This window comes from Aurantiacibacter xanthus, assembly GCF_003584015.1.
Classification (GTDB): domain Bacteria; phylum Pseudomonadota; class Alphaproteobacteria; order Sphingomonadales; family Sphingomonadaceae; genus Alteraurantiacibacter; species Alteraurantiacibacter xanthus.
The window spans coordinates 1-15,241 of the sequence record NZ_QXFM01000073.1 but is presented as its reverse complement, the minus strand read 5'-3'; the positions used below and the strand labels follow the sequence as shown (position 1 = coordinate 15,241).

Sequence of the window (15,241 nt, the reverse complement as noted above, 5' to 3'; positions counted from 1 at the left end):
TGAGGAGGGGGCGAGGTCGAAGACCGAGTCCCCGTCTCGAACCACAGCCGCAGGGCGCGAATCCCGTCCTTCGAGACGGGCGCTCAGCCTGCGGCTTCGTGCCCTCCTCAGGACGAACGGATGAAAGCGAGCGGGTAACTTAGCGGCGCAGCTGCGGCATCAGCACCCACTTCATCGCCTGCCCCTCGCGGGCAAGCGAGACGCGTTCGTAGCCCGCCTCGCGCGCGACCTCTTCGAGCATCAGCGCATCGGCGTGCAGGCTCACGCCCTGTACGATGGCCGGACGGCGCGCGAACAGCTCACGCCCGAAGCGCACGCGGTCGCCCTCGATGGCGATCACCGCGCGGTTCCAGGCCGAACCGGCATCGGCAAAGGCGCGCCCCTCGGCGAGCGCGGGGTCGAACAGCAGCACGGTCTCGTGCCCGTCCTTCCAGCCGATCTCGGCGGCGGAAGCGGCAGTGGGCAGCGCGACGGCAGCCGCAGCGACGAACGAGCGACGGGTCAGCTTCACCGGTCACCCCCATGCGGGCCCGCCGCGAGATAGTCGGCGATTTCCTGCAACTGTTCGTCCGAGACTTCGCCGCGCGGGATCGCGGGCATGTTGCCGATGCCGTTGCGTGCGGCCAGCACCACGAAAGCGGCGGCGAGGTCGCCGCGCTTCTCCAGCTCGGCATGCGAGCGGCCCCGGCGTTCGAGCAGCCCCGTACCCATGCCCACCGGGCCATGACACATGATGCACTTGTCGACATAGAGCGCCTCGCCGCCGGTCGCACCGGGGCGGTCCGCCAGCGTGATCGGCTGCGGCATTCCGGGCGGAGGGGCAGGTTGCGCGGGGGCGCTGTCGATGGCCGCGGCCGTCTCGCTACGCTCCTGCGCCGCTGCCATACCCACGCATCCGGCCACTGCCAGCGCACCAGCCAGCGTGATCGCCAGCGTTGTCTTTCCGGGCTGCCTGATCATTGTCCGCGCTCCTGTGCAAAGCCCTTGGGCCAGATGCCGCTCTTGCCCGGCGCGATGATCCCGTTGGGGTCGAGCGCGTTCTTCACCGTCTCGTTCATGCGCAGCAAGGCGTTGTTATTGTAGTCGTATGTGTCGGCCACCAGGTCCATGTAGTCGAGGTGGGTCCGGTATTCGCCATAACCCTGCTCCTTCGCGTCAGCCACCAGCGAGCGGAAGAACGGGTCGATCTTGGCCATGAATGCCGGGTCATCCTTGTTGAACACCATCGCATTGACGTTGGTGAGGTGGCGCTCGCCAAAGGCGAAGCTGCCCTGATAGTCGACGCCATATTCCTGATAGCGGGCATAGGTGCGGCGGAACTGCGCCAGCGCCTTATCGCCGTTCTGCTCGATGATCGGCGAGAAGCCGATATGTCCGCCGCGCCCGCCATACCAGTTCACGTTCTGCATCGGGAAGGTCATCGGAGTGCCGGTCCAGCCGGTATATTCCATCGGCTGGCCCTTGACCCAGCTGGTCGGCTTGATCGACATCGGCCCGGCGTTGCCCATCGCCTCTTCCAGCACCTTGTAGGCCGCCTTGTTGACGTCCTCGCGGCCATAGAGGCGCAGGCTCACGCCCCACCAGCCGATGTTGAAGCGCTTGCGGATCGCGTCGATCACGCTGTCGTCGAGCGCGCCGGGCTTGTCGGTCCACTCGTTGCGGGTGGTGAGTATGGCGGCGGCGCGCATCCAGTTGCCGATCGAGGGGCTCTGGGTCAGCAGCCGTTCGCGGCGCAGCGGGGCGATGGTGTCAACCATCACCTTCAGGTCTTCCTTCTTGTCGAACTCGACATCCATGCCCATCAGGCTTTCGGGCTCGGGCATCAGCCACATGCCCATCTTGGTGACGATCCCGAAGTTCGACTGGACGAACATCTGGTCCCAGCCGGGGCCGAAGCCGAACGGATAGGCCTGCCATGTGGGCGCGTTGGAGAACGCGCCCATGCCGGTGCGCACCACCTCGCCATTGGCCAGCACCACTTCGAGGCCGCAGATGTTCTTGGTGTGCTCGCCATAGGGCGTGTAGCCGACGCCGCGATCGAGCGCGTTGCCCATGACCGAGCCCCACGAGTTGCCGGGGGTCGAAAGCCAGTAGGGCAGGTTGTTCTGCCGGATGTAGTCGTAAAGGTCGTAAAAGCCGACGCCCGGTTCGAGCAGCACGGTGCCGAGTTCGGGATCGAACTCGATCTTCTTCATCCGCGACAGGTCCATCACCACGCTGCCGGCGAGCGTGGGGGCGGTGCCGCCATAGCCGAGGTTCTTGCCGCGCGCGATCGGGAACACCGGCAGGCGATACTGGTTCGCCACCCGCAGCACGGCCTGGATTTCCTCCACGCTCTCGGGCGCGACCGCGCCGGAGGCGTGATGGCCCGCATCGTTGACCGCGAACTTGTCCTTGTAGGTGATCCGGTCGAGATCCTCGAAGAAGACCTTCGACGAACCAAGCAGCGTTTCAAGCTCGGCGCGGGCCTGATCCATCTTCATGGCGGTGAAGCCGGGCGGAAGGGGTATGTCTGCCATGTTAAAGCGTCCTTACTGGCCTGAGGCCCATTGAGTGCGGGCAGGCGGACGAGCACCGCCATCGAGCCGCAGCACCTCGCCGTTGACCAGCGGGGTGCGGATGAGAAATTCGACGGCGGCGGCGAAGTCTTCGCCGGTCCCGGCACGCTTGGGGAACTCGACGTCGCGCAGCAGTTCGTCGACCAGCTCGGGCGGCAGCATGGCCACCAGCGGGGTCGCCATGAAGCCCGGCGCGACGGCGTTCACCCGAATCGCATGGCGCGCGAGGTCGCGCGCCCAGACCAGCGTCAGCTCCTTCAGCGCGGCCTTGGCGGCGGTGTAGGCGCCCATGCCTTCCTGCCCCTCGAAGCTGGCGATGGAGCAGGTGTTCACAATCACCCCGCGTTCGCCATCGGGGCCGCTCGGCTGGTTGGCGATCATGGCGTGGCCGACGTGCGCCGCCACATGCGCCGCGCCCATCAGGTTGATCCCGATCACGCGGGCGAAATCGGCCATGTTGCCCGGCCCCTCAGGCGTGGCGATGGGGCCAAGGCCGCCCACGCCCGCATTGTTGCAGCAGATGTCGATCCGGCCATGCCGCGCCATCACCGCGGCGACGGCAGCCTTTACGCTCGCTTCGTCGGACACGTCGCAGGAGAGGAACTCCACACCTTCGGGCGCCTGGCCCGCCACATCGCAGCTCACCACCGTTGCGCCCAGCGCAACCAGCCGCTCGGCCGCGCCCGCGCCAAGGCCTGAGTTGCCGCCGGTGACAAGCGCCACCTTACCTGCCGGATCCATAGTTCTCTCCCCGTCGCTCAGTTCGCGACTTTAACGAGCGTTACTTTTCCTCTAGAGGGGCATCGAGTCAAGAGAGGGAGAGGAACTTGACCGACAGAACCGACCTTTACGCCGTGCTCGATGTCTATCTCACCGCGCTCGAAGCGCGCGACCCGGCGCGTGCACCGTTTGCGAGCGAAGTGTTCAACACCGAAAACAACGTGGCGCTCGCCGTGGGTGACGGGCTGTGGAACACGATCACGGCGCGCAATCCCTATCAGTTGCGCATGGCCGATCCGGCAGCTGGGCAGGTCGCCGTGTTCACCGCAGTCGAGGAATCGGATGCGCTGAACCCGTGTTGCATCAGGCTGGAAGTGGCCGGGGGCCGAATCACCGGCGTTGAAACGGCGGTCGCGCGCAACAAGGACGAGGGCTTTGCCTTCGGGCCACAGTTTTTCGAAGACAAACCCGAGATGGCCCTGCCCGCCTCGCCAGCCTCGCGCGCCGAACTGATCGCTTTGGCCAACGGCTATTTCGAGACCATCGAGCGCAACGACGGGACGATCCGCACCCGCTTCCACCCCGATTGCAACCGGGTCGAGAACGGGGTGCAGACCACCAACAACGCCGATTTCCCGCTCCCCATCGCACGGCTCGGCTGCGAGGAGCAGTTCGCGCTCGGCTGGTATCGCTATGACGATGACCTGCGCGCGCGGCGCTTTCCGCTGATCGATGAAGAGCAGGGGCTGGTGCTGGCCTATGGCTTTATCGACCATTCGGGCCGCATCGGCGACTACACGCTCACCGACGGCACGCCCGCGCGAAGCCCGGTGCGGCGACCGCATTCGTATTATCTGGCCGAGGCGTTCAAGATCGTCGACGGGGCGATCCGGCAGATCGAGGCCGATTTTCTGACGGTGCCCTACCGGATGCCGAGCCCGTGGGACAACAACGGGTAGAGCCCGATTTCCGCTCGCCCTGAGCTTGTCGAAGGGCCGTCTTTCCATCAAGCTTCACACACAACAAGACAGCACGATCCTTCGACAAGCTCAGGATGAGCGGGTGGGACGTTTGGAGAGAGAATAAATGACCAGCCGCCGTATAATCGCCCTTGTCTTGCTGGCAGGCGTGTTCATCATGGAAGGCTTCGACATCGCCGCCATGAGCCTTGCCGTGCCGCGCCTCGAAGTCTCGCTGGGGCTCGATCCCGCCGGCTTCGGCTGGGTCTTCACCGCGTTGCTGGTCGGGCTGGGGCTTGGCGGCGCCCTGATCGCGCCCTTGGGTGACCGCTTCGGCAGACGCACGCTGATCGTGCTCGGCTGCCTCGGCACCGGGCTGGCAACGCTCGGCACCGCGAGTTCGAGCGATATCGAACACTTCCTGTTCTGGCGCACCGTTACCGGCCTCGCGCTGGGGGCCTGCCTGCCCAACGTCAGCGCGCTCTCCTCCGAACTTGCGCCCGAGAAGATGCGCGCCACGCTGATGGCGGTGGTCTCGGCGGGCATCCCGGTGGGCCTTGCGCTGGCCGGACTGCTCGCGCCCGAGCTGATCGCCGTGCTCGGCTGGCAGGGGCTGTTCCTCGTGCCCGGCGGCTTTGCCGTGGTGCTGGCCGGAACGCTGTTCCTCGCGCTCGAAGGCGGCGCGCCCGCGCGCGAACCCGCTGACGCCGCCGCGCCCAAGGCGAAGCTGCCACAGCTGGTGCTGTTCAGCGCGCCGTGGCTGTTCCCCTTCGCGGTGTTCGCCGCGATGCTCGCGTTCAACGCGCTCAACCTCTATCTGCTCAACTCGTGGCTGCCGACCGTGCTGCCGGGCGCTGGCCTCAGCCTCGACGATGCGGCGCGGGTGGCGGGCGTGGCCAATCTGGCGGGCCTCGGCATCGGCATCGGCGCGAGCCTGCTGCTCGACCGCTGGCACAAGGGGCTGACGCTGGCGCTGTTGTTCGGCTCCATGGCCGCAAGCTTTGCCATGATCGCGCTGACCGCGCCCGACCAGACCCGCTGGACGCTGTTGCTGATGGTGGGCGTGGGCGGGGCCAATGCCGGCGGCATGGTGCTGCCGGGCCTGTGCGCCTACCTGTTCCCCGCCCGCCTGCTGTCAAGCGCGGTGGGCATGGGCGTGCTGGTGGCGCGGCTCGGGGCCTTTGCCGGGCCGCCGCTGGGCGGCGCGATGATCGCCGCCAAGGTGCCCGCCCAGACCTTCCTCGGCGTAGCCGCGATCCCGGCACTGGTCTGTGTGCTGGTGGCGCTGCTGGTGAGCCGCGCGCTGCTGGTGCGCCAGCGGGTGGAGCCGGCGGCGGTTACGGCCTGAAGTCGAGCCCGCCGACCCGCTCGGCAAAGCGCCAGCCGTCTTCGCCGAGCACGCAGAGATCGTCATAGGTTCCGATCAAGGGGCTGTTGGCCGCCTGCACCGGCAGGCCGCCATCGTCGGCCTCGTCGCCCATGTAGAGCACGATCACGCTTTTCGCCCGCGCCGTGGCGGGGCCTTCGACATCGACCAGCACATTGGCGATCGCATGACGCTGCGCTCGCGGCTTGCGGGCGAGAAAGCTCTCCAGAATCGCCGCGCGGCCGATCACCGGATCGCCTCCGCTGGGGCGGCGGAACACCGCATCCTCGGTGTAAAGCCTGGCGCAGGCATCCCAGTCCTGCGCGTCGTTGGCCCAGGTATATTCGTGAATCAGCCGGGTGACGTCCGCTTCGACAGCGCGGCGGCTGCCTTCATCCATGCCATAGGGTGTGTGTGTCATAGGCAGCGGCTTATCCGCCCCGGCTCTCCGGGTCTAGCTTTCCACCGGCGGCTTGGTGCTTTCGAGGAACACCGAGTTGCCGTGCTCATCGGTCGCATCGAGCCGTTCGATCAGCTTCTCGACGATATCCCCGAAGGCTGCCAGTTCTGACGGGCTGATCGCATCGAACAGATAGTGCGCGACCAGTTCGCTCTGCGGCTTCATCAGCCTGTAGAGCCGCTCGCCCTCTTCGGTCAGGCTCAGCCACTTGCGCCGCCGGTTCGCCTCATCGACGAGAACGGTGATACGCCCGTTCCGCTGCAGCGTGGCCACCGCGCGCGAGATGCTCATCGCGTTCACGCCGGTGAGTTCGGCAACCTCGTGGCTGGCGGTACGCTTGAGCGCGCCGATGGTCATCAGCACCCGGAACTCGTTGAGACTGATGCGATAGCGGTGCGACAGATGCGTGCTGAACGGCGCCATCAGCCGGTTGGTGAGCTTGAGCAACCGGTGCAGCATCGCCGCAGCATCGCTTTCAGCGACATAGCCGCGCTCCATCTCGTCTGCTGCCCCTTGCCTGTAGATTACCAACGCGCTTCCCTTCTTGGCTCGATTTTTCCTTGGCCCGCCGGGCAGAGGGGCCTTTCCCTCCACCGTAACAGTCGTTAGCGTTGCCGCCAAGAATCAGCACAATCAGTCCTGGGAGTAACGACGTGGCGAGCTATCCGCAAACGATCCATTTCATTGGCACCAACACCCCGCGACGGGTAGAGATGTCGCTGCGCAATCTCGAAGTCGAGGGCGACATCCCCGCCGAGATCGAAGGTGCGTTCTTCCGCGCGGTGCCCGACAATGCGCATGCCCCGATGTTCGAAGACGATATCGCCCTCAATCACGATGGCATGATCGCGCGCTTCAACTTTGAGGGCGGCGCGGTGGATTTCGACATCCGCTATGTCGAGACCGAGCGCTACAAGCTGGAAAAGAAGGCCCGCCGCGCGCTGTTCGGGCGCTATCGCAATCCGTTCACCGACGATCCCAGCGTCGAGGGCGCCGACCGTACGGTCGCCAACACCACCCCGGTGTGGCACGCGGGCCGCCTGTTCATGACCAAGGAGGACGGGCGCGGCTACGAGGTCAACCCGCACAGCCTGGAGACCGTCGGCCGCTGGGACTACGAGGGCAAGCTGCGCAGCCAGACCTTCACCGCCCACCCGCGCATCGACCCGGTGACGGGCGAAATGTTCTTCTTCGGCTACGAAGCGGGCGGCCTATGCGACCCCAACGTCGCCTATTGCATCGCCGACAAGGACGGCAACCTGGTGAAGGAGCAGTGGTTCGAGCAGCCCTATATCTCGTCGATCCACGATTTCGTTATCACCGAGAAATATGCGATCTTCCCGATCTTCCCCACGCTGACCGATCTCGACCGGCTGAAGGCGGGCGGCCATCACTGGGCGCACGATCAGTCGAAGCCGAGCTATATCGGGATCATGCCGCGCTATGGCGACGTGTCGGAAATGGTGTGGGTTGAAGGCCCGGTCGGCGTCTCGTGCTTCCACGAGGTCAATGCCTATGACGATGGTGATCTGGTCCATATCGACCTGTGCCTGAGCGACACCAATGCGTTCAGCTTCATGCGCGAGGCGGGCGGCATCCAGCGCGACCAGCAGGACATCAAGGGCGCGCTCACCCGCTGGACACTCGACATGAGCAAGGACCAGCCCGAACTGTCGGAGCGCCCGCTCGGCCCTCCGGGCGACCTGTGCCGTCTGGCCGACAAGGATCAGGGCCGCCCCTATAACCACGCCTGGTATCTGAGCATGAACCCTGAGGCGAAAGGCCCGCCCATGCTCGGCGGACCGGTGGGCGCGAACTTCAACGCCCTCTTGCGCGTCGAGGTGGGCAATGGCCGGGTGTCGATGATGGAAGTGCCCCCCGGCTGCGCGATCAGCGAGCCGGCGCACGTGCCGTCAAGCGAGGAAGGCCACGGCGGCTGGCTGCTGACCGTGATCGACATTCCCAACGGCCCTCCCGGCGGCAACCCGGCGGACTATGCAAGCGAGGTCTGGGTGGTCGAGGCCGATGCGGTCGAGAAGGGCCCCGTGGCCAAGGTGAAGACCGGGCTGGCCCTGCGCAGCCAGGTCCACGGCACCTGGGTCAGCCGCGCGAAGCTTGACGCTTCGAAGGTCAGGTAAGCCGCGCATTTTGTGGTGGCGCAATGCGGGCTATAAGCCGCTGCGCATAGGGCTCGCACTGGCCTGCGAGCCCACCCTACAAGCGGACAAAGCGATACAATGACGACTGTTCCCGACGACCTGCCCGACGAGCTTCCGGGGCCGACGATGAAGTGGATCTACCACCTCAGCCGCATCATCTTTGGCGGGTGGTGGGTCTATTCGGGCCTGATGCCCTTCCTCGATCCGGGCTGGCAGCCGCTGGGGCAGGAACAGGCCGCGATCGACTTCACGCTGGCGCTGATCGCTTCAGGGCTGATGGCGTGGATCAAGGTCGCTGAGATCATGTTCGGCCTGCTGATCCTGGCCAACCGGATGATGCCGCTGGCCGCAGCGGCCATCGTGCCGATCAACTTTGTGATCCTCTACTGGAACTTCGTGCTCGAAGTGGGGATGGTCGAATATACCTTCGGCGCGCTGACGCTGCTGTTCAACGCGATCCTGCTGTGGCCCTGGCGCCGTTATTACTGGCCGCTGCTGGTGTGGAACGGGCGGCCCGACTTTTCCAGCCGGGCCGGGATTCAGGACTGATCGGGGCCAGAAAGCCTGGATTTCGACGACGCTACGCTGATCCACCATACTCCCCTCCCCTCGGGGAGGGGCCGGGGGTGGGGGTTGGCTAGCGTGGCCCCCCCATCCCAACCCTTCCCCAAGGGGAAGGGCATTATGTCATCCTGTTCTGGCGGCCTCAGGTCAGCGCGTAGTAGCGCAGGCAGTTGCCGTCGCTCTTGCGCTCGCCCACGCCGATGAAGACGTGCTTGGTCAGCCAGTCGTGCTTGCCGACCGGGCATTCGAACGTGGGGTTGCCGCGCAGGTAGTATTCGGGATGTGGCACCGGCGCGCCGTCGTTGAAGGCCCAGTCGCGCAGGCGCTGCATCGTGTCGGGCTGGCGGCCCCACAGGAAGCCCTTGTTGTTGAGCAGGATGATCGTGCCGTCGTCCTCCTCCAGCAGATAGCGGGCATCGAACACGGCGACATCGTCGGGGCGGAAATAGGCATAGTCACCGCCCGATCCGGGCACGGCGCGGCCCTTGATCTGCGGGCCTTCGAAGGTGCCGCCCTTGACCAGCACCGCGCTGCGCATCCCGCCGTTGGGGTGCGGGGCCATGGTGTAGACCTCGGGGAACGTCAGCCGCACCTCCATCACGAATTCGAGCCGGGGGTTGTCCAGCTCGCTGAAGGGGGCGGTGAAAGGGGTGGTGTCGGAAAAGGTGGTCATGGTTAAACTCCGGTTTCCGTTCGTGTCGAGCGAAGTCGAGACACGAACGGAAGGTGGGGGCGATCACCCCAGTTCGATAAGGCCGCCGTCGACCAGCAGGTCGGCGCCGGTGATGAAACTTGCGTCGTCGCTGGCGAGGAACAGCACGGCCTTGGCGACCTCGTCGCTGGTGCCCATGCGGTGCATCGGGATGTTCTGGATCATCATCTCCTTGAGCTTCTCCACATCCTCCGGTCCCATGCCGGGGTTGCGGTGGAGCAGCGGAGTGTCGATCGGGCCGGGCGAGACCATGTTCAGGCGGATCTTGCGGGGCAGCAGCTCTTTCGCAAAGACCTTCATCGCCATCGCAAGCCCCGCCTTGGCCGCGGCATAGGTGCCGTTGCCTTCCAGCGGACCATGCGCGCCGATCGAGCCGGTGACCACCACCGCCCCGCCCTCGCCCATGATCCGCACCGCCTTCTGCAAGGCGAAGACACAACCGCGCAGGTTGATCGCATGGACGAAGTCCCAGTCCTGCTCGGTGATCGCTTCGAGCGGGGCGAACCCGCCCACGCCCGCGTTGATATAGAGCACGTCGATGCGGCCGTCTGTTTGTTCGACCTGCTGTACCACGCGTTCGGTGGCGGCGGGGTCGGCGATGTCGGCGGCATAGCCCGTGCTGCCGGGGATCGCAGCGACGGCCGCGTCGATGGTCTGCTGGTTGCGACCTGTGAGGTGGACCCGCGCGCCTTCGGCTGCAAAGGCCTGCGCCGAGGCGAGGCCCATGCCAGAATTGCCACCGAGAACCAGAACGACCTTGTCCTTAAATCGCATCACTCACCTCTCCTCCGCTCATGCTGAGCTTGTCGAAGCATCGTTTTTACTTCCCGCCCCGCGCTTAAGGAAAGCAGTCCTTCGACAAGCTCAGGACGAGCGGGGGTTGGTTGTTTGGGCCTAGAACGGCCCGTTCGGATTGGGGCCGCCTTCGGTCACGTCCTGCAACACGTCCCAGTGCTCGGCGATCTTGCCGTCTTCCACGCGGAAAATGTCGATCACCGCCCAGCCGAGATCACCCGGCCAACGCCGCACGTGGTAGTGCACGGTCACATGGTCGCCATCGACAAAGGCGCGCTTCACGTCGTGCACGGCCTCGGGCGTCTGCTCACGGATCATGTCGAGAAAGGCCTTCAGCGCATCGCGTCCCGGCGGGGCGAGCTGGCTGTGCTGGATATAGTCCGCCGCGACGAACTCATCGACGCGGGCGGAATCCATCGGCCCCAGCACATGCTCGAACAGGCCCATCACCAGCGCAAGGTTGGCCTCCTCCTGCGGGGTGCGGCTCATGCCGCTTCGGCCTGCCTGGGCAGATCAGCCGGAGCCAGCACGCTGCCCTTGATATGGTCGGCGGCCTTTTCGGCCAGCATCATCACCGGGATATTGGTGTTGCCGCCCGGCACCGTCGGCATGACCGAGCAGTCGACCACCCGCAGCCCTTCCACGCCCAGCACCCGGCAATCGGCATCTACCACGCTGCGTTCACCCATGCCCATCGCGCAGGTGCTGGTCGGGTGCATCGCGACATAGCAGGTGGCGCGGATCAGCGCGTTCAGCTCGTCATCGGTCTCCGCGCCTGCCGAGGGCGCGCGTTCGGCCCCGACCAGCTGCGCCATCGGCTCCGAATTGTAGATCCGGCGCGCGGCGCGGATCGCGCGGCGCATCTGCGCGAGGTCGGCCTCTTCGGTCATGATGTTGAGGGTGACGGCGGCGCTGTCCATCGGGTCGGCGCTCTTGAGTTCGACCCAACCCCGGCTTTCGGGGTGCAGCTGGACCACGCCGGCCCAGAACACGTGCTCCTGCTCGGGCTTCAATAGTGGGAACCAGGTCTGCGCATCGAACCGGATCGGGTTGACCATGATCTGCATGTCGGGCCGTTCGAGGTGGTCGGCGGTGCGCACCACCACGTTGCAGCTGTTGAGCTGGCTGGCCATCGTTCCGGTGCCCGTCAGCGCCCATTTCACCGCGTTGAAGGCAAGCCGGTCCCAGCGCAGCTGCCTGAGGAAGGTGACCTTCTGCCTGGCCGCCCATTCGAGGCTGGTGGTCGGGTGCTCCTGCAGGTTGCGGCCCACGCCGGGGCTGTCGTGCAGCACGGTGATGCCATGCTCGCGCAGATGCTCGGCGGGGCCGATCCCTGAGAGCATCAACAGATGCGGCGAGTTGTAGGTGCCGCCGCTCAGGATCACCTCGCGCCGCGCGCGCAGCACCCTGGTGCCCTCACCCGCCTGCACTTCCACGCCCACCGCGCGCTTGCCCTCGAACACCACGCGGCGCACCTGCATACCGGTGCGCACGTCGAGGTTCTGCCGTCCGAGCGCGGGCTTGATATAGGCGCTCGCGCCCGAGACCCGCCGCCCGCGCGCATCGACCGACTGTTCGCCGCGCGCAAAGCCTTCGGGCCTGGTCCCGCTGAGATCCTCGGTGGTGGAGAAGCCCGCGTTCTCGGCGGTCTCCATCATCACCTCGTGCAGCACGTGCGGCGAATCGATCGGGCGGATCGTCACGGGGCCGCCGACGCCGTGATAGTCGTCCTCACCGCGCCACGAGTTCTCCATCTTGCGGAAATAGGGCAGGCAATCGGCATAGGACCATCCGCGCGCGCCCATCTGCGCCCACTGGTCATAGTCCGCCGGGTGGCCGCGCATCGCGAACATCCCGTTGATCGAGCCCGATCCGCCCATCACCTTGCCGCGCGGCAGCGGCATCTGCCGTCCGTCGAGGCCCGGCTCGGGCTCGGTCATATAAGTCCAGTTGAGGCTGGGCATGATCATCGCCCGCAGGAAGCCCAGCGGCATCTGGATGAACGGATGGCTGTCCTCGCCGCCCGCCTCCAGCAGCATGACGCTGGTCTTCGGGTCTTCGCTCAGCCGCGCGGCAATCACGCAGCCCGCGCTGCCACCGCCCACGACGATATAGTCGGTATCCGCTTCGTGCATCACTCTCTCCTTGCCTTCACTTGCTAACGTTCGTTACGGTTGGACGCAAGAAGGGGAGAGCGAATGACACGCGAAGACTACGAGAGATATGCCGCGGCCTTCAACGCGCGCGACTACGATGCGGTGTTCGATTTCTACACCGACACCCCGAAGATGGCCTTCTTCGGGATCACGATCACCACCCGCGAGCAGCTGCGCACATTCTACAGCTTCCTGCACTCCTACGTGCGCGAGACGATAGCCATCGAGAAGTTCGCCAGCAGCGACGAGCTGGCGGCGGTGGAAGGCCTGATCCGCATCGAGTGCTTCCGCGACCTCACCCGCGAAGATCTCGACGCCAACGGGATGGAGCAGTTCTTCCCGATCAAGGCAGGCGAGGTGCAGGAGATGCGGCAGTACATCCACTATCATCTCGATCACGGCAAGATCGCCAGCGTGGGCTGCGCGCTGGTGTAATTCTCGGGCTGAGGGGGCGGATTGGCTGTTGCCTGCGCGCCGCCCCCGAGCCATGAGGCAGAAACTGCCCAAGCTATTGACCTAGGCGCTCTTTCATACTTGCGACCTTTTCGCATATATGAAATACGTCTTGCATGATCAAAACCTCTCATGTCGGCAGCCTTCCGCGCGGCCCTGAACTTGTCCCGCTGCTGCTCGCCCGCGACCATGGCGAGCCCTACGATGCCGAGGAATTCGACCGGCTGGTGCTCGCCGCCGTGACCGAGGCCGTGCGCCAGCAGGTTGCCGCCGGGGTCTCGGTGGTGTCCGATGGCGAGATCGGCAAGGTCGGCTACTCGACCTACATTATCGAGCGGCTCTCGGGCTTCGGCGGGCACACCCCGCGCAAGCCTGCGCGGGACCTCGCCGAAGTGCCCGAGCTGACGAAGAAACTGAGCGCGATCATGGGCGCGCAGGAGTTCACCCGCGCCAGCGCCATTGCCAAGGTCGAGCTGGTCAACCTTGAGCCGCTGCACGACGATATCCGCCGCTTCCGCGCCGCGCTCGATGCGGCGGGAGAGGGCGTGGAGGCCTTCATGAACTCGGCCTCGCCGGGGCTGATCACCGCCTTCCAGCCCAACCAGTTCTATCCCAGCCACGAGGCCTATCTGGCCGACCTCGCCACGGCGATGCAGCCCGAATACGAGGCGATCGTCGATGCGGGCTTCCAGCTTCAGCTCGACTGCCCCGACCTCGCGATGAGCCGCCACACCGGCTATCAGGATATGAGCGAAGCCGAATTCCTCAAGGCGATCACCGCCAATGTGGAAGCGCTCAACAGCGCGACCGCCAACATCGCGCCCGAGAAGATGCGCATGCACGTGTGCTGGGGCAACTACGAAGGCCCGCACACGCACGACATTCCGCTCGAAAAGATCATGGACATCGTGCTCTCGGCGCGCCCCGCCACGATCCTGTTCGAGGCCGCCAACCCGCGCCACGAGCATGAGTGGGAAGTCTGGGCCCAGGCCGACCTGCCGGAGGAGAAGGTACTCGCCCCCGGTCTCGTCGACACCTGTTCGAACTATGTCGAGACGCCCGAGCTGATCGCGCAGCGGATCATGCGGTTTGCCGATATCGTCGGCAAGGACCGGGTGATCGCCAGCACCGACTGCGGCTTCGGCACCTTCGCCGGCTATGGCAAGATCGACCCCAAGGTGGCCTGGGCCAAGCTCGCCGCGCTGCGCGCCGGGGCCGACCTCGCCGAGAAGCGGATCGGCTGACCATGGCCGAACCCTCGCCCCCAGCTCAGATTGGCCCGGCGCAGAACAGCCAGGTCAAATCGGCCACGCGCACGCTCGACATCATCGAGTATGTCGTCGCGCACAACCGGCCGCTGGTGGCGCAGGAAATCGCGACGGCGCTCGGCATTCCGGTGTCGAGCCTGTCGTACCTGCTGGCGACGCTGGTCGAGCGCGGCTATCTGATCCGTGAGGGGCGGCGCTATCTGGCAGGGCCGGGGCTGGCGCGGCTGCAATCGTCGAGCGGCGGGTTCTCGCTGGCCGACCGGGCCGCGCCGCTGGTCCGCTCACTGAGGGTGCAGCTGAACGAGACCACCAGCTTCTTCGTCCGCTACGACTGGGAAATCGAGGCCATCGTCACCGAGAGTTCGGAGCAGGCGCTGCGCTATTCGGTGCCGCAGGGCCGCCGTCTGCCGATGCATGCGCTGGCGGCGGGCAAGGTGATGCTGGCGGCGCTCTCGCCCGATGAGCTCGACCGCTATTTCGCCGAGGTCGAGCGCGAGAAGTTCACCCCCAGAACCGTGATCGACGAGGCCGAACTGCGCGGGCAACTGGAAGAGGCGCGCAAGACCGGCTTTGCCACCACCGATCAGGAATACTCGCAAGGGATCGAGGGCATTGCCCGGCTGATCACGATCGACGGCGAGCCGGTCGGGTCACTGTCGGTGGCGGTGCCGAAGGTGCGCTTCGACAAGGACATGGCCGCACGTGTATGCGACCAGCTCGAACGCACGGCGAGCCTGCTCGAAGCGAGCTAGAGCGGGATGCCATAGCATCGACTCGCAAAGCCCTTCCGTCGGGGAAGGGTTGGGATGGGGGTTCCACGCCAAGGTCGAGCCCCCACCCCCAGCCCCTCCCCAAGGGGAGGGGAGCAAGGTGGCTCAGGGCACTAGATACCGTCCAGAAAGTCCGCGCCGAGGCGGCTGTCTGGCTTGGCGGGCGCTGCTTCGGGCTCTGCGACTGGCGCAGGCGATCCGTTGAGCGCTGCCGCGCGTGCCGCAATCGCTGCGCTCACCGATGGATCGGGTTGCCATGCCTCTGCCTGAGGCGCCTCTGGAGCGGGCGGCGGTGCGGCCA

At 65.9% G+C, this 15,241-nt stretch carries 17 protein-coding genes and 1 pseudogene; 7 read left to right on the top strand and 11 right to left on the bottom strand.

The features are described from left to right. Positions 1-139: 139 nt before the first annotated feature. From D2V17_RS08000 to D2V17_RS07985, 4 genes are read right to left on the bottom strand one after another with little or no spacing between them, the layout of a single operon-like run. Positions 140-511 carry a hypothetical protein gene (locus D2V17_RS08000; RefSeq protein ID WP_119592547.1) on the bottom strand — a complete coding sequence of 124 codons (372 nt, stop codon included), beginning with the start codon at positions 509-511 and terminating at the stop codon, positions 140-142. Continuing rightward, on the bottom strand, positions 508-960 hold the full coding sequence (locus tag D2V17_RS07995) for a c-type cytochrome (RefSeq protein WP_119592546.1): 453 nt from the start codon (positions 958-960) through the stop codon (positions 508-510). Before D2V17_RS07995 ends, D2V17_RS08000 begins: the two co-directional genes overlap by 4 nt. Next, a complete protein-coding gene (locus tag D2V17_RS07990; RefSeq protein WP_245978628.1) occupies positions 957-2,519 on the bottom strand; it encodes an FAD-binding oxidoreductase in 1,563 nt (520 codons plus the stop codon). The genes D2V17_RS07995 and D2V17_RS07990 overlap by 4 nt, the downstream gene beginning before the upstream one ends. Positions 2,520-2,531: 12 nt before the next feature. After that, positions 2,532-3,299, bottom strand: coding sequence for an SDR family NAD(P)-dependent oxidoreductase (locus D2V17_RS07985; protein ID WP_119592544.1), 768 nt, complete (start codon positions 3,297-3,299; stop codon positions 2,532-2,534). 86 nt (positions 3,300-3,385) lie between these two features. On the opposite strand from D2V17_RS07985, the gene D2V17_RS07980 reads away from it, so the two are divergent. Both D2V17_RS07980 and D2V17_RS07975 read left to right on the top strand, forming a co-directional pair. After that, the gene (locus D2V17_RS07980) at positions 3,386-4,237 is read left to right on the top strand and encodes a DUF8021 domain-containing protein (RefSeq protein ID WP_119592543.1); all 852 of its coding nucleotides are present in this window, start codon (positions 3,386-3,388) and stop codon (positions 4,235-4,237) included. Positions 4,238-4,364: 127 nt separating this feature from the next. Continuing rightward, positions 4,365-5,585, top strand: a complete 1,221-nt coding sequence (locus D2V17_RS07975) for an MFS transporter (protein ID WP_119592542.1) — start codon at positions 4,365-4,367, stop codon at positions 5,583-5,585. Here the strand turns inward: D2V17_RS07975 and D2V17_RS07970 are convergent. Next, positions 5,575-6,024, bottom strand: coding sequence for a nuclear transport factor 2 family protein (locus tag D2V17_RS07970; RefSeq protein WP_245978627.1), 450 nt, complete (start codon positions 6,022-6,024; stop codon positions 5,575-5,577). The two genes, D2V17_RS07975 and D2V17_RS07970, sit on opposite strands and share 11 nt — an antisense overlap. Positions 6,025-6,057: 33 nt before the next feature. Continuing rightward, positions 6,058-6,594 (bottom strand): MarR family winged helix-turn-helix transcriptional regulator, encoded by a 537-nt coding sequence (locus tag D2V17_RS07965; RefSeq protein WP_245978626.1) that lies wholly within the window; start codon positions 6,592-6,594, stop codon positions 6,058-6,060. 122 nt (positions 6,595-6,716) lie between these two features. On the opposite strand from D2V17_RS07965, the gene nov2 reads away from it, so the two are divergent. Then, positions 6,717-8,201 carry a lignostilbene-alpha,beta-dioxygenase NOV2 gene (gene nov2, locus D2V17_RS07960; protein WP_119592540.1) on the top strand — a complete coding sequence of 495 codons (1,485 nt, stop codon included), beginning with the start codon at positions 6,717-6,719 and terminating at the stop codon, positions 8,199-8,201. Positions 8,202-8,300: 99 nt separating this feature from the next. Next, a complete protein-coding gene (locus tag D2V17_RS07955) occupies positions 8,301-8,771 on the top strand; it encodes a hypothetical protein (RefSeq protein ID WP_220474085.1) in 471 nt (156 codons plus the stop codon). A 157-nt stretch (positions 8,772-8,928) separates the two neighbouring features. On the opposite strand, the gene D2V17_RS07950 is transcribed toward D2V17_RS07955, so the two are convergent. The 4 genes from D2V17_RS07950 to D2V17_RS07935 all read right to left on the bottom strand — a co-directional run bounded on the left by D2V17_RS07950 (position 8,929) and on the right by D2V17_RS07935 (position 12,428). Next, entirely contained in the window at positions 8,929-9,459 is a 531-nt protein-coding gene (locus D2V17_RS07950; protein WP_119592539.1) for a DUF3237 domain-containing protein, read from the bottom strand. Positions 9,460-9,522: 63 nt separating this feature from the next. Further along, positions 9,523-10,272, bottom strand: coding sequence for an SDR family NAD(P)-dependent oxidoreductase (locus tag D2V17_RS07945; protein ID WP_119592538.1), 750 nt, complete (start codon positions 10,270-10,272; stop codon positions 9,523-9,525). A gap of 120 nt (positions 10,273-10,392) precedes the next feature. Next, complete coding sequence (locus D2V17_RS07940; RefSeq protein ID WP_119592537.1) at positions 10,393-10,782, bottom strand: nuclear transport factor 2 family protein; 390 nt, start codon at positions 10,780-10,782, stop codon at positions 10,393-10,395. Next, complete coding sequence (locus tag D2V17_RS07935; protein WP_119592536.1) at positions 10,779-12,428, bottom strand: GMC family oxidoreductase; 1,650 nt, start codon at positions 12,426-12,428, stop codon at positions 10,779-10,781. Before D2V17_RS07935 ends, D2V17_RS07940 begins: the two co-directional genes overlap by 4 nt. Positions 12,429-12,491: 63 nt before the next feature. Here D2V17_RS07935 and D2V17_RS07930 point away from each other — a divergent pair, with 63 nt between their 5' ends. The 3 genes from D2V17_RS07930 to D2V17_RS07920 all read left to right on the top strand — a co-directional run bounded on the left by D2V17_RS07930 (position 12,492) and on the right by D2V17_RS07920 (position 14,922). Then, positions 12,492-12,884 carry a nuclear transport factor 2 family protein gene (locus D2V17_RS07930; RefSeq protein WP_119592535.1) on the top strand — a complete coding sequence of 131 codons (393 nt, stop codon included), beginning with the start codon at positions 12,492-12,494 and terminating at the stop codon, positions 12,882-12,884. A 134-nt stretch (positions 12,885-13,018) separates the two neighbouring features. Beyond that, positions 13,019-14,146, top strand: coding sequence for a cobalamin-independent methionine synthase II family protein (locus D2V17_RS07925; RefSeq protein WP_119592534.1), 1,128 nt, complete (start codon positions 13,019-13,021; stop codon positions 14,144-14,146). 2 nt (positions 14,147-14,148) lie between these two features. Next, complete coding sequence (locus tag D2V17_RS07920) at positions 14,149-14,922, top strand: IclR family transcriptional regulator (RefSeq protein WP_119592533.1); 774 nt, start codon at positions 14,149-14,151, stop codon at positions 14,920-14,922. A gap of 131 nt (positions 14,923-15,053) precedes the next feature. Here the strand turns inward: D2V17_RS07920 and D2V17_RS21530 are convergent. Next, positions 15,054-15,241: pseudogene (locus D2V17_RS21530) on the bottom strand (hypothetical protein); the annotation flags it as partial.